Below are 14423 nucleotides of genomic sequence, written 5' to 3'. Positions count from 1 at the left end.
GCGCCGATCAGAAATCGGCGCTGTATCGCAGGCTCAGCGCACGGTCGTCGCCGCGCTCGCCCACCCGCTGGTCGTAACCGAAACGCAGCTGGCTCTGCTGGCCAAGCGGTGCTGCAGCAGTGATGCCGAACAGACCACCCGAGCGTGCCGGTTGCATGCCACGCAGCGGTGCCCACGCATCCACCCCGACGAAGCTGGCATCCAGCGTCAAGCCATCGCTGCTCAGCGCTTGCTGCCATTCGGCGTAACCGCCCAACTGGATACCGCGCCAGTGATACGCCGAGCGCACGCCGGCAAGCGCCTGCGCGCGCGAGGACGTACTCGCGTTGGCACGCAGGCCGAAACCATCGCCGCCGCTTTCGCGGAAGCCATCGCTGCGCAAACGCACATAATCCAGGCCCATATACGGCGTCAGGCTCGCATGCGCACCGCCCAGGCGGTACCCGGTTTCCAGATTGCTGCTGAGGTAACTGCCGCTGTAGTCGCTGAAGGCGCTGCTGCGGTCTTCGCCCAGCTGCAGGGTGCGCTCGATCTGACGATTGACGTTGCCAAAGCCCATCTGGCCCAACGTGTACGCGGCGCCCAATGTCGTGCCCCAATACAGCTGCGCCTGCACCTGACGATCGCGCCCGCGTGCCCCATCCAGGTCGCCCAGGCTGCTGGAGCGCGTTTCGCCGAACGCAAACCCGGTGACCGCACCGGAGGCCAAACGCAGATCGTTGCCCATCATCCAGCCGGAGGTGGCAAAGCCCGAAGTGGTTGCACCGCCCTCGCCCGGCCCGCCAAGTGCCCGCTGCCAGTTGCCCAGCAGACGCGGCTGTTGCGAGAGACCATCGAAATGCGCTGCCAGTGCGCGGCGACCCAGATCGATGGTGTCGAAGGTCATCGCCGCAGAGTCGGCATGCGCACGGCCGGATAGGCTGCGCAGCGAATCCGCGGCGGCCTTGGCCGTGGGCGATTGTTGCAAGGCGGCTGCAGCGCGAATGAAGGCGCCGCTGAGTGCGCCATTGCCCTGGAACTGCTGCGCATCGACCTGCTGGAACGCCTGCTCGACGCGGATGGCCGCATCCATCGATGCGGTGCCGATCGCGCCCAGCGACGCGGCGACCGCGGTGACATCCATGCGCTGCAGCGACACATACGCGGTGTTGGCGTCGTAGCTGCGCGTGGCGCTCAGAAAGGTCACCGCCGGCCCGCTGCTCAGCGTGTCGAATGTGCCCTGCAGACCATTGGTCGCCTGCAGTACTGCGTAGGTCGTGTTGTTGACGACGTAGTCGCGCCGACCGAGCAATTGCAGGTCGCCTGCGATGGTCGCCGTGCCCGCGACATTCAAACGGTCACCCACATTCACTGCCAGGCGACCGTTGCTGGCCTGGGTGTAGTTGCCGGCAATGGACGCGGTCGCGCCGTTGACCTGCAAGGTCCCGGCGTTGTCGACCCGACCACCGATGCTGCCCGCGCCGACCAGGCGCGCGCCGTTGGCGATGCTCACGCGCGCACTCTGCAAGCTGGCGGTCTGCAAGGTGCCGCCGAGTACCTGGGTATCGCCGGTGAAGGTATTGGCCGTGCTGCTCAATACCAACGCGCCGGTGCCGCGCTTGGTCAGCCCGCCGGTGCCACTGATGTCGTTGGCCCAGGTCGAACGCAAGGTGGTGACATCGACCTCCACCGTGCCCCAATCGAAGCGTGCCGGCCCCAGCACCGCCTTGCCGACGTCGAGCAGGCCGTAGCCGAATACCGGGTCGACACCCGCGGCCCCCAAGTCGGTGGCAGTTCCCAGCAAGGTCTGGCGCACCAGATCATTGTTGAAATACGGAAATGCCTGCCACACCAGCGCGGCCGCACCGGAGACCAGCGGCGCTGCGAACGAGGTGCCGCTGCCGTAGAAATAACGGATGTTGCCGGCGGTGGCGTCCGGGTCGATGAACAGCGAGGTGCCCGGCGCGACCAGGCAGTAGCGCATCGCCACACCACAGGCGTTGGAGTACGACGCCAGTTGCGTCGGGTTGGCGGTATCCAGCGCGCCGACCACCAACCAACCGCGTTCCAGATCGGCCGCCGGCAGCGTTCCGTTCGGGCCAGGCTGACTGGGCAGCGCCGCCGTATCGGAAGGCTGCGAGCGCGATTCATTGCCCGACGCGAACACCACCAGCCCATCGTGACTGAGGATGAAAGGGCGGTATTCCTGCGCAATCTGATTGGTCACCGTCGGGTCGTTCCAAAACAGGCCGCCCCACGAATTGTTCATGATGCGAACCCCGGCGCTGATCAGATCGGCATGCACCGGCCCCAGACCAAGCGGCCCATCGACCTCGTTGCCGTCGCCGCTGCCGTCATCCTCCGGCGCACGGTCGCTGATGATGCGCGCAGACACCAGGCCCGCACCCGGCGCGATGCCGCCGGGCCATTGCCCGACCGCACGCCCGGCGGCCAGCTCGGCCACCACGGTCCCGTGCCCGACCACATCGCCCACCGCGGTGTTGTTGGTGCGTGGATCCACATAGATGAAGCTGTCGCTGACGCGCCCCTGCAACGCCGGATGATTGGCATTGATGCCGGTATCGATGACACCGATGCGATACCCCGCACCCGTAAAGCCAAGCGCCTGCGCCGCACGCGCGTTGGTCAGTGCCAGATGCGCATCGATCGCCGGCTCCGGCGTCGTTGGCGTCGTTACTGGCGGCGGCGGCGGCGAGGTCGGTGGCGGTGGCGGCGGTGGCGAGGTCACCGGCGGTGCGGCCGGGGTGCTTGGACGGATACCGCCCCCGCCACCGCCGCCGCCACAGGCGGACAACGCAACGGCCAGCGCCGAGGCCAGCACAGTTCTGGCGACGTCTTGCTTCTTCATTGGTGTTCTCCCCGAACCCATTCCATGGATGGGGCCCAAGCCGGGCCCGAATAACGCTTTGCTTACTTTAAATCGGAAAGCGGGCGCGTGGGGCGCGCGCTGGCGCGGCGCCGCCATGAGGCAGATAATCGTTTCACTTTAAACGGTATCTGCTCATGTCCGACATCGTCATCGTTGCTGCCAAACGTACTGCCATCGGCTCGTTCCTCGGCCAATTCAATGCGGTGCCGGCACCCACGCTCGCCGCGGCTGCTATCCAGGGCGCACTCGCGCAATCAGGCATCGCGCCTGCCGATATTTCCGAAGTCATCGTCGGCTGCGTGCTGCCGGCCAATCTGGGCCAGGCACCTGCGCGTCAGGCCGCGATCGCCGCAGGCATTCCTACCTCGACCGGCGCCACCACCATCAACAAGGTGTGCGGCTCGGGAATGAAGGCGATCATGTTGGGGCACGACCTGATCAAGGCCGGCTCGGCCAGCATCGTGGTGGCCGGCGGCATGGAGTCGATGAGCAATGCCCCGCATCTGCTGCCCAACTCGCGCACCGGCAACCGCTACGGCAATTTTCAGGCGGTCGATCACATGGCCTGGGACGGTCTGACCAATCCGTATGACGGCCAGGCCATGGGCGTGTTCGGCGAAGCCACTGCGGAGAAGTTCGGCTTCAGCCGCGCCGACCAGGATGCGTTCGCCATCGCCTCGGTGGAACGCGCGCACGCGGCGCAGCGCAGCGGCGCGTTTGCCGACGAAATCGTGCCGGTGACGGTGGCCACGCGCAAGGGCGACGTCGTCGTCGACAGCGATGAGCAGCCGGGCAAGTCCGACGTGGCCAAGATTCCGACGCTGAAGCCAGCCTTCAAGAAAGACGGCAGCGTGACCGCGGCCAGTTCCTCGAGTATTTCCGATGGCGCGGCAATCACCGTGCTAATGAGCGCGGACGACGCGCAACGCCGTGGCGTGACGCCGCTGGCACGCATCGTTGGCCATGTCACCCACGCTCAGGAACCGGAGTGGTTCACCACCGCACCGGTCGCTGCGATCCAGTCGCTGGTCAGCAAGCTCGGCTGGCGATTGGACGATGTGGATCTGTTCGAAATCAACGAAGCCTTCGCCGTCGTGGCGATGGCACCGATCAGGCAACTCGGCATCGCGCACGATAAGGTCAATGTGCATGGCGGCGCCTGCGCATTGGGTCATCCGATCGGTGCATCCGGCGCGCGTTTGGTGGTGACATTGGTGAACGCGTTGCGCAGCCGCGGAGGCAAGCGCGGAATCGCCACGCTGTGCATCGGCGGCGGCGAAGCCACTGCCATTGCTATCGAATTGATTTAATTATCTTTAACGGCGATTTTGCAAAACTGAATGCGCGTGTGCTTGACACTCGTCTTGTGGCCGTCATCATGTCGGGGGCGCGCAATAGCGCGTTGCCTAATCTAACGACGAGGATTGAAACAATGACCATTAACAAGCTGCTGATCGCAATGGCTCTGGGCCTGGCCCTGACCGCTTGCTCGAAGCCGGAACAGGCTCAGGACGCTGCTGCTTCGGCTAACGAAGCTGCTGCCGACGCTCAGACCGCTGCTGACCAGGCTGCTGCCTCGGGCTCGCAGTCGGCTGACGCCGCTCAGGCTGCTGCCAACACCGCCGCTGCTTCGGCCGACACCGCTGCTGACGCTGCTCAGGCTGCTTCCGGCGCCGCGACCGACGCTGCTGCTGACCAGGCTGCCGACGCTGCCAAGACGGCTGAAGACACCGCCAAGGCTGCTAAGGACACCGCAGAAGAAGCCAAGAAGTAATCACTTCTTGACTCCAAGCGAGTTCGGAAAAAGCCGCTGGTTTCCAGCGGCTTTTTCTTTGCCTGCGATTCAAACCTCGCACGCCGTGCCCGCCGACAGGAACACGAACAACCTGCAAGATTGCGCCTGTCTCCCCGGCGGCTGAATGGCCGGCTGCGCATTGACGCAGACTGCATCGCCTCCTGCATAAGCTCCGGCTTCCAACACCGGAACAGGAACAGGACCACCCATGAAGACGATCCACATGCTGTCGTTGAGCGCCATCGCCGCCCTTACCCTTGCTGCCTGTCAGGGCCCGGACGCCGAGCAGGCCCGCCGCGATGCCGCTTCTGCCGCCAAGCACGCCGCCGCCGCGACCGAACAGGCCGCCGACCGCGCGGCAGTGGAAGCGAAGGCCGCCACCGCCGACGCACGCGTGGCTGCGCGCGAATTGGCCGCAGACGCCAGCCGCGCCACCGCCAATGCAGCCGATGCCACCGCCGACAAGACGCGCGAAATGGCCAACAAGGCCGAACAGAATGCCGACAAGCACGACGCCGACCACGCGCAGCACTGAGTCCGCCCCCCCCTTTCGCAGCACCCGCAACGCGCCGGCCATGTGCCGGCGCGGTTGTCTCGGCCGACGGATGGCTCGTGTTGTCGAGGCCGGCAGGCTAGCATTCGCATATGTCCTCTTCTTTTACGTCGCGCCGCCGCAACCAGCTGGCGCTGATTTTTTCTGCGCTGATCTTCGTCGTCATCGGAATCGGCATCTTCGTCGGTGCCCGCCGTTCGCTGGCCGATGCCGCGCTGGTGTCGCACACCCATGAGGTGATCGGGCGGGTCGACGAGATCCAGGCGCGCCTGCTCGATGCCGAGTCGGCGCAGCGCGGCTTCCTGCTCACCGGCAACGACGCCTACCTGCTGGGCTACCAGACCAGTGTCGAACGTCTGCCGATCCTGCTGGACAACCTGCGCCGCCTGATCGTCGACAACCCCGCACAGGAGCAGCACCTGGCGCAGTTGCAACGGCTGGTGGAAACCCGCCTGCGGCAGATTCAGCACGTGCTCGACATTTATACGCAAAGTGGGCTGGAGCCGGCACGTGCCGACATCCGGCAGAGCGCCTTCCGCACCACCAGCGCGATCCGCGAGCTGGCATTGGCGATGGTGCAGCGCGAACAGGAGCTGCTGGCACAGCGCGCGCAAAGCAGCGAACAAAGCGCCAACCTGTTGCTTGCGCTGGCACTGGCCGGCATTCCGTTCGGGCTGGTGGTGGTGGGCATGGTCTATGCGCTGTTGATGCGCGAATTGCGCCACCGCGCGCAGGCCGAACAGCTGGCGGCGCAGGCCAATCGCGAGTTGGGCCAGAGCATCGACGCGTTGCAGCGCAGTACCGCCGATCTCAACCTGCTCAGCCGTTACACCGGGCTGCTGCAGAGCTGCATCAGTGCCGAAGAAGCGTTGATGGTCAGCAGCCGTACCCTGGCCAGCCTGCTGCCGGGCGTGGCGGGAAGCGTGTACCTGCTGCGCGCCTCGCAAGACCGCGCCGAGGCGATCAGCCACTGGGGCGAGCCGCTGGTGCGCAGCGCGCCGCATCTGTCGCCGGAGCAGTGCTGGGCGCTGCGCCGCGGCCAGCCGCACATCGTCCAAGACCTGGGTCGGGATGCACTGTGTGCGCATATCGAAGAACCCGCACACGATGCGTCGGTCACCACCGCCTGCCTGCCGATGTCGGCGCAAGGCACCCAGCTGGGGTTTCTGTTCCTGTCCGCAGCCGGCCCCGGGCCGATGCCGCGGCTGGAAATCGCCGAGGCGGCCGCCGAGCAGTTGTCGTTGGCGCTGAGCAACCTGCGCCTGCGCGAATCGCTGCGCCGGCAGTCGATCCGCGATGCGCTGACGGGGCTGTATAACCGCCGCTATCTGGAAGAATCGCTGAGCCACGAGTTGGCGCGCTGCGCACGGCGTGGGTTGCCGTTGCCGGTCTTGATGCTGGACGTGGACCATTTCAAGCAGTTCAACGACAGCCAGGGCCATGCCGGTGGCGACCTGTTGCTGGCAGCGGTGGGCGAATTGTTGCTGACCCGCCTGCGCGCCGAGGACGTGGCCTGTCGCTACGGCGGCGAGGAATTCACCGTCCTTCTGCCCGAAGCCGATGGCGAAGAAGCCATGCGCGTGGCCGAGCAGATCCGCGGTTACATCGCGGCACTGGCGGTCAGCGACGGTGCGCGCGCCTTGCCGAAGGTGACCGCCTCGATCGGCGTGGCCAGCTTCCCGGTCGATGGCGAACAGGGTGCGAGCCTGATCCAGAAAGCCGACGCTGCGTTGTATCGCGCCAAGCACGCGGGGCGCAACCGGGTGGAGCGACACGGTGCTGCGACGGACAATGCGGACTGAGAGCAGCGACCAAGACCACCGCGCGGCAGCCAGCCAGTCGCGCCCGCGCCCGCGCCCGCGCCCGAAACCGGGATGTAGCACTCAAGACCGCGGCCCTGGTACGCCGCGCGCCCCCGCCCGACGGCTGCTCGCAGCGTTCGCCGACAGCTTCGGCACGCACACCGTCCATCGTGGATTGCGGAGTTCGTCACAAAAAAGATCCAGTGGCACAGCGATAGTCGGCCTCGACCCCTAAAGCGAGGCAGTCCGATGTCGATGTGGCGCGATCAAGGTCCCAACAAGAAAGACGGCGTTCCGGTCACCCCCGAGGTTGCTGCTGCCGATGGCAGGCTGTTCACTGCCGAGGCCAGCCCTGCACCGCCGGTGCCCGCCGCAACGCCCAGCGTCGTACCGGCAGCTGCGCCCACGCAGCGTCACAGCGAGGCGAAAGAGTCGCTGATTGCTGCCGACATCAGCATCGAAGGCAAGATCGAAGGCGCCGGCCATGTGCGTCTGGCCGGCCGCTTCAAGGGCGATGTCAACGTCAAGGGCGATCTGACCATCGAACGCGGCGCCAAGCTCAATGGCGGCGTGCGCGCCAACAAAGTGATCATCGCCGGCGAGCTGGAGGGCAACATCGAATCTGCCGCGCAGGTCGAACTGCAGACGTCCGGTGTGTTGGTCGGCGACGTCAAGGCCGGCAGTCTCACGGTGGCCTCCGGTGCGCGCATGCGCGGCCAGGCCGATTTCGGCTGGGGCGATGATGGCGGCAAGCCGGTCACGACCAGCAAGCCGGTGGTCAGCGGAGACAGCGACGCCACATGAGTGCACCTCGCCCGGGCACGCCCGGCGCCACGCGCAGCTGCCCGCACTGCAAGGCGACGATCCTGGAAAGCGCCAGCGTCTGCCCTGCGTGCAAGCACCACCTGCGCTTCGATTCGGCGGCTGCGCAACACGCGCAGCCGGCGCCGATCGTGCCGCTCAAGGTCGACGGCACCATCCGACACCCGGCCGACGGCGATCCGTGGGAATACACGGTGGTGGTGGTGGTGCGTAACGGTAAGGGCGAGGAGATCCGTCGCCACGTGGTCGATGTCGGCGCCATGCACGGCGGCGAAGAACGCGGCTTCACCCTGGCGGTGGAAGCGAGCGCAGTCCGTTCGCCTGGGCGGCGTACGCGGCATTAAGAGCAGCTAACAAAACGACTACGCAGCCGCCAGGCGGGCGCGGCCGGACGCACGTGGCCGGTGAGCTGAGCGGCGCGTGCCATGCCCGCATCTGTCGCCTCCGTTCGCCGGCCACGCCCGCCTGGCGGCTGCCCGCGTCGTGGTGGCACCTGCGGTGCGCGCGTGCTGCGCGAACGCACCGCCGTACGCGGCTCCCATTCTCAGGATCTGCACACCGGCTTGGCCAGAGTTGCCGCATGCGCAACGGCAACGACGAGACATCTCACACACGCGGCGATCTGGTGGTACTCGGGCCGGAGGGCCTCTATTGCCCTCAAGGCGATTTCCATATCGACCCGTGGCGGCCGGTGCCGCGCGCGGTGATTACGCATGGTCACGGCGACCACGCCCGCAGCGGCATGGGCGAGTACCACTGCACGCGCGAGAGCCTGTCCATCCTGCAATGGCGCCTGGGCGACCAGGTCTATCACACGCATGCGGATGGTGAAGCGTTTCAGCTGGGGCGTGCACGCGTGTCGCTGCATCCGGCCGGACACGTGCTGGGGTCGGCGCAGGTGCGCATCGAGGTGGATGGCGAGGTCTGGGTCGCCTCCGGCGACTACAAGCGCCAGGCCGATCCCACCTGCAAGCCGTTCGAAGTGGTGCCCTGCGACACCTTCATCACCGAGGCGACCTTCGGCCTGCCGGTGTATCGCTGGCCCGACACCTCCGAGGTCGCGGCCGATATTTCTGCCTGGCGCCGCGAATGCGCCGAACGCGGCGAAGCGGCCATCCTGTACTGCTATGCGCTGGGCAAGGCGCAACGCGTATTGGCCGAATTGCGCGCTTGGGAGACGCAGCCGGCATTGCTGCATGGCGCGGTCGCGGTGGGCGTGGAGGTCTATCGCCAGGCGGGCGTCCCGATGCTGGACACCCAGCCGGTCAGCGAGCATGCGCGTGGCGCCGACTATGCCGGGCAGTTGGTCATCGCGCCGCCATCGGCGGCCGGCAGCGCCTGGATTCGCCGGTTCCGCAGCGCGCAGCAGGGCTTCGCCTCGGGCTGGATGCGTATCCGCGGCAATCGCCGTCGGCGCAATTACGACCGCGGCTTTGTGGTCTCCGACCATGCCGACTGGCCCGACTTGCTGCGCACCATCGAAGAAACCGGCGCACAGCGCGTCATTGCCACCCATGGCAATACCGATGCATTGATCCAACACTTGCGGGAGCGCGGCGTCGCAGCAGAAGCCTTCCGCACCGATTTCGGAGCCGAGGAATGAACCCGCTGCCCGCACGTCGTTATGTTCGCGCGCGTCCGCGCATCCGCCTGAGCGGTGCGCTCGTGTTTCGCCGTCATGCATTGGCGTTTTGCGTGCATCGCAATGCGCCGGCGGCCACCATCGGTCCACCGCGACCGCTGCGGCGCCCACGCGCGCTTGCCGCGTTCACCCGACGCGCAATGGAGCTGCGTGCTGCCGACCGACGCGCGGCGCCACAGGCGCTAACGTGAAACGTTTCGCGGCGTTGTACCGCACCCTGGATCGCGCCACCGGTACGCTCGACAAGCGCGCGGCACTGGTCGCGTATTTCCGCGATGCACCCGCGCTGGACGCGGCATGGGCGCTGTACCTGCTGGCCGGTGGCAAGGTAGCCAGCGCGCGCATGCGCATTGCCAGCAGCGGCGAGCTGCGCGAATGGATCACCGATACCGCCGGCATTGCCGACTGGCTGGTCGCCGACAGCTACGACCATGTCGGCGATCTGGCCGAAACCCTGGCCTTGCTGCTGGACGACCCGGTCACCGAGGCGGCCGACCTGCCCCTGGCCCAGTGGATCGAACAGCGCCTACTGCCCATCGCAAATCAGGACGTGGACGTGCGCAAGGCCTGCATCGTGCAGGCATGGCGCAGCCTGGCCTTCGACGAGCGTCTGGCATTCAACAAGCTGCTGACCGGCGCGCTGCGCGTGGGCGTGTCGCAGCGACTCGTGCAGCAGGCGCTGGCCGAATTGTCGGGCGTGGATATCGCGCGCATCGCGCAGCGCATGCTCGGCAGTTGGCGGCCGCATCCAACCTATCTTGCAGAGCTGTTGACCAGCGAAGAGCTGCCTGGCGATCGCCAGCAGCCTTACCCGTTCTTCCTGGCATCGCCGCTGGAGGCGGAGGTCGAGACGCTGGGCGCCATCGATGACTGGCTGCTGGAATGGAAATGGGACGGCATTCGCCTGCAACTGATTCGCCGCGCCGGCGAAGCGGCGCTGTGGTCGCGCGGCGAAGAACGTCTGGATGGACGTTTTCCTGAAATCGAACACGCCGCAATGCAATTGCCGGACGGCACCGTCATCGATGGCGAGCTGCTGGCCTGGCAACCCGAACAGCCCCTGCCAATGCCGTTTACCGCGTTGCAGACGCGCATCCAGCGGCTCAAGCCCGGGCCCAAGACCTTAGCCGCCGCACCGGCGCGCGTGGTGGCCTACGACCTACTGGAATTGGCAGGCGAAGACCTGCGCGAGCGCCCGCTACGGGAGCGGCGCGCACTGCTGGAAGGCGTGCTCTTCGCGCTCGCAGATCCGCGCATCGTCGCCTCGCCGCTGGTGCAGGTCAGCGATTGGCAGGCCGCAGCGCACGTGCGGGTGGAAGCGCGCGAACGCGGCGTGGAAGGGCTGATGCTCAAGCGCGCCAGTTCGATGTATCAGTCCGGTCGCCGTCGCGGCGACTGGTGGAAATGGAAGATCGACCCGCTAACCATCGACGCGGTGCTGTTGTACGCGCAAGCCGGCCACGGCCGACGCAGCACGCTCTACACCGACTACACCTTCGGGCTGTGGCATGAGGGCCAACTGGTGCCGATCGCCAAGGCGTATTCGGGCCTGGACGACAAGGAAATCCTGCAGCTGGATCGCTGGATCCGCGCCAACACCACCGAGCGCTTCGGCCCGGTGCGCGCGGTCACGGCGCATCATGTATTCGAGCTGGGGTTTGAAGCGGTGAACCGCAGCGCGCGGCACAAATCCGGCATCGCAGTGCGCTTCCCGCGCATCCTGCGCTGGCGTCACGACAAGCCGATGGCCGAAGCCGATCATCTGAGCACCCTGCAGGCACTGGCGCGGTGAGCGCCACACAGCAAGTGCACGGCACACCGTTGCAACAGTGGCGTGCCTGGTTCGCGCAGCGCGGCTGGGCGCCGCTGCCGTTTCAACGCGAGGTGTGGAAGCGCTATCTGGACGGCAAATCGGGCCTGCTGCACACGCCTACCGGCAGCGGCAAGACGCTGGCGGCATTTGGCGGGCCGTTACTGGAGGCATTGGCCGCGCGTGGGCGCAATTCCCCGCGCAAATCGGGCAAACCCGCCTCGCCTGCGCGCCGCCAGCCGCAACGCAATCTGCAAGTGCTGTGGATCACGCCGTTGCGCGCACTGGCCGCCGACACTGCACGCGCGCTGCGCAAGCCGGTCGACGACTTGGGGCTGGACTGGCAGGTCGGCCTGCGTACCGGCGATGCCAGCGCGCGCGACAAGCGGCTGGCACGCAGCGGCAAGCTCGACGTGCTGGTCACCACGCCCGAATCGCTGGCGTTGCTGTTGTCGTATGCGGATACCGCGCCACAACTGTCGGCGCTGCGCTGCGTCATCGTCGACGAGTGGCACGAGCTGCTGGGCAACAAGCGCGGCGTATTGCTGCAATTGTGTCTTGCGCGCTTGCGCGGATGGACGCCGCAACTGCGCATCTGGGGGCTATCGGCAACGCTGGGTAATTTGCCGCAGGCACGCGATGTGCTGTTGCCACATCGCCCCGAGGCGGCGCTGGTCTCCGGCGTCAAACCGCGCACCATGACGCTGGAAACCCTGCTGCCGCAAAGTGGCGAGCGGTTTCCGTGGGCGGGCCATCTTGGCCTGGCGCAACTGGCGCGCGTGCTGCAGAAGATCATGCAGCAGCGCACCAGCCTGGTGTTTACCAACACGCGTGCGCAGGCCGAGCTATGGCATCAAGCCTTGAGTGCGGTGTGGCCGGAGGATCTGGCCACACTGGCGCTGCATCACGGCTCGCTGGATCCAGCGTTACGCGCGGCCGCCGAACGCGGGCTGGCCGACGGCAGCCTGCGCTGCGTGGTGGCCACCTCCAGCCTGGATCTGGGCGTCGACTTCCCGGCCGTGGATCAGGTGCTGCAGGTCGGCAGCCCGAAAGGCATCGCACGCCTGCTGCAACGCGCCGGGCGCGCACGCCATCGTCCCGGCGAATCAGGCCACGTGGTGTGCGTACCCTCGCATGCGCTGGAGCTGGTCGAATATGCGGCGGCACGGCGCGCGCTGGTGCACAGCCATATCGAAGCGCGTCCACCGCCACGGTTATCTCTGGACGTGCTGGCGCAGCACTGTGTCACCCTCGCCCTCGGCGGCGGCTTCCACGCCGATGCGTTGTTCGAGGAAGTGCGCGGCACCGATGCCTTCGCCGCGCTGGAAAAAACCACGTGGAACGCGGTGCTGGATTTCATCGTGCAAGGCGGCAGCGCGCTGGCGCATTACCCGGACTTCCACAAGGTGATGCGCGACGACGACGGTCTGTACCGCGTGATCGACCGACGCGTCGCGCTGCGGCATCGGCTGTCCATCGGCACGATCACCAGCGACGGCAGCGTGCGCGTGCAGTTTCTGCGCGGCGGGCGGCTGGGCGCGGTGGAAGAACAATTCATCGGCCGTCTGCGCCGCGGCGACCGCTTCCAGTTCGCCGGCCGCCTGCTGGAACTGGTGCGCCTGGAAGACATGACCGCCTACGTGCGCGTGGCAAAGGGCGGCAGTGGCGTGGTGCCGAAATGGATGGGCGGGCGCATGCCGTTATCGTCGGCGCTGGGACGCGAGGTGGAAGCGGTGTTCGCCGATCCCGGCGATGCGCCGGAGATGCAGGCCCTGGCGCCGTTGCTGCACCTGCAAGCGTCGCTTTCTTCGCTGCCTGGGCCGGACCATCTGCTGGTGGAAAGCGTCAAGGCGCGCGACGGCCGCCACGTCTTCGTCTACCCGTTCGCCGGCAGGCAGGTCAACGAAGGCCTGGCCGCGTTGCTCGCGGCACGCTGGGGCCGGCGCCACCGCAATACCTTCAGCTTCGCTGCCAACGACTATGGCTTTGTGCTGTCGCCAGCGCAGGATGTCGACATCGATGCCGATGCGCTGCAGACCCTGCTGTCACCTGCGGGCCTGTTCGACGATCTGCGCGACAGCCTCAATCTGGGCGAACTGGCACGCCGGCAGTTCCGCGAAATCGCACGCGTGGCCGGATTGTTGTCGCCCTCGTTGCCTGGCCGGGCGCCGCGCAGCCTGCGCCAGCTGCAGGCCTCCAGCGGCCTGCTGTACGACGTATTGCAACGCTTCGACCCCGATCACCTGCTGCTCGCCCAGGCCGAACGCGAAGTGTTCGAAGGCCAGCTCGAACTGGCGCGGCTTGCGCATGCCCTGGAAGATTGCGCGCGACGTGAGCTACGCCTGCGCAAGCCGCGCAGCCTCACGCCCTTATCGTTTCCGCTCTGGGCCGAACGCGTGCGTGGGCAACTGAGTACCGAAGACTGGAAGGCCCGCGTATTGCGCGCTGCCGAACAACTGGAACGCAAGCATGGGCGATAGCGTGCAACTGCAGCTGGCCGGCGAAACCGTGGAATTGCTCGGCGAACGCGCATTGTATCGGCCGGCACAACGCGCGCTATTGATCGCAGACCTGCATCTGGGCAAGGCCGACGTGTTTCGACGTGCCGGCATCGGCCTGCCGGCTGGCGGCACCGCGCACGATCTGGAGCGACTGGATGCGTTGCTGGCACAACGCGATGTCCAGGCGCTATGGATTTTGGGCGACCTGCTGCACGGACCCGCGCCGCGTGCCGCCTGGCATCGACGCTGGAGCGCATGGCGCGAACGGCATTGCGCGTTACGCGTGATCGCCATCCGCGGCAATCACGACCGCGCCCTGGCCGGTGCGGATCTGCACATCGAAGCGGCCGGCGAACAGGTCGAAGATGGCCCGTTCGTGTTGCGTCATGACCCATTGCCGCATCCCACCGGCCACGTGCTGTGCGGGCATCTGCATCCATTGGCCAAGCTACCGGGGCTATCACGGCGCTGGCCAGCGTTCTGGTTGCGCGAGCGCGTCACCATCCTGCCAGCGTTCTCGCAGTTCACCGCAGGCATCGTGCCGACGCTGAGCGAAGGCGAGCGCCTGGTTGCCTGCGTGGAAGGCGATGCGATGGCACTGCCGGTGCGTTAGCCGGCGCCGCGAAGCG

The 14423-nt window shown here is 66.9% G+C and carries 12 protein-coding genes; 11 read left to right on the top strand and 1 reads right to left on the bottom strand.

Going from position 1 to position 14423, the window contains the following annotated elements; genetic code table 11:
* Positions 1-7: 7 nt before the first annotated feature.
* Entirely contained in the window at positions 8-2848 is a 2841-nt protein-coding gene (locus AMD14_RS07375; RefSeq protein WP_011050862.1) for an autotransporter serine protease, read from the bottom strand.
* Positions 2849-3003: 155 nt separating this feature from the next.
* Here AMD14_RS07375 and AMD14_RS07370 point away from each other — a divergent pair, with 155 nt between their 5' ends.
* From AMD14_RS07370 to pdeM, 11 genes are all read left to right on the top strand, one after another.
* A complete protein-coding gene (locus tag AMD14_RS07370) occupies positions 3004-4179 on the top strand; it encodes a thiolase family protein (RefSeq protein WP_011050861.1) in 1176 nt (391 codons plus the stop codon).
* A gap of 122 nt (positions 4180-4301) precedes the next feature.
* A complete protein-coding gene (locus AMD14_RS07365; RefSeq protein ID WP_003489455.1) occupies positions 4302-4643 on the top strand; it encodes a hypothetical protein in 342 nt (113 codons plus the stop codon).
* Between the two features lie 229 nt (positions 4644-4872).
* On the top strand, positions 4873-5199 hold the full coding sequence (locus AMD14_RS07360) for an XAC1346 family secretion chaperone (RefSeq protein ID WP_005921547.1): 327 nt from the start codon (positions 4873-4875) through the stop codon (positions 5197-5199).
* Positions 5200-5309: 110 nt separating this feature from the next.
* Positions 5310-7019, top strand: coding sequence for a diguanylate cyclase (locus AMD14_RS07355; RefSeq protein ID WP_011050859.1), 1710 nt, complete (start codon positions 5310-5312; stop codon positions 7017-7019).
* Positions 7020-7268: 249 nt separating this feature from the next.
* Complete coding sequence (locus tag AMD14_RS07350) at positions 7269-7823, top strand: bactofilin family protein (protein ID WP_003489446.1); 555 nt, start codon at positions 7269-7271, stop codon at positions 7821-7823.
* Positions 7820-8185 (top strand): hypothetical protein, encoded by a 366-nt coding sequence (locus tag AMD14_RS24570; protein ID WP_003489443.1) that lies wholly within the window; start codon positions 7820-7822, stop codon positions 8183-8185. The genes AMD14_RS07350 and AMD14_RS24570 overlap by 4 nt, the downstream gene beginning before the upstream one ends.
* Positions 8186-8421: 236 nt before the next feature.
* Positions 8422-9444 carry a ligase-associated DNA damage response exonuclease gene (locus AMD14_RS07340; protein WP_011050857.1) on the top strand — a complete coding sequence of 341 codons (1023 nt, stop codon included), beginning with the start codon at positions 8422-8424 and terminating at the stop codon, positions 9442-9444.
* Positions 9441-9674 carry a hypothetical protein gene (locus AMD14_RS07335; protein ID WP_003489440.1) on the top strand — a complete coding sequence of 78 codons (234 nt, stop codon included), beginning with the start codon at positions 9441-9443 and terminating at the stop codon, positions 9672-9674. The genes AMD14_RS07340 and AMD14_RS07335 overlap by 4 nt, the downstream gene beginning before the upstream one ends.
* Positions 9671-11275: an ATP-dependent DNA ligase gene (locus AMD14_RS07330; protein ID WP_011050856.1), complete on the top strand. Its 1605-nt coding sequence runs from the start codon at positions 9671-9673 to the stop codon at positions 11273-11275. The genes AMD14_RS07335 and AMD14_RS07330 overlap by 4 nt, the downstream gene beginning before the upstream one ends.
* On the top strand, positions 11272-13773 hold the full coding sequence (locus AMD14_RS07325) for a ligase-associated DNA damage response DEXH box helicase (RefSeq protein ID WP_011050855.1): 2502 nt from the start codon (positions 11272-11274) through the stop codon (positions 13771-13773). Before AMD14_RS07330 ends, AMD14_RS07325 begins: the two co-directional genes overlap by 4 nt.
* Entirely contained in the window at positions 13763-14407 is a 645-nt protein-coding gene (gene pdeM / locus AMD14_RS07320; RefSeq protein ID WP_015472371.1) for a ligase-associated DNA damage response endonuclease PdeM, read from the top strand. Before AMD14_RS07325 ends, pdeM begins: the two co-directional genes overlap by 11 nt.
* Positions 14408-14423: the final 16 nt, after the last annotated feature.

Source organism: Xanthomonas citri pv. citri (assembly GCF_000961215.1).
In the GTDB taxonomy this organism is placed as follows: domain Bacteria; phylum Pseudomonadota; class Gammaproteobacteria; order Xanthomonadales; family Xanthomonadaceae; genus Xanthomonas; species Xanthomonas cissicola.
Note: the sequence above shows the minus strand (reverse complement) of the source record. Positions and strands in the feature narration are given on the sequence as shown.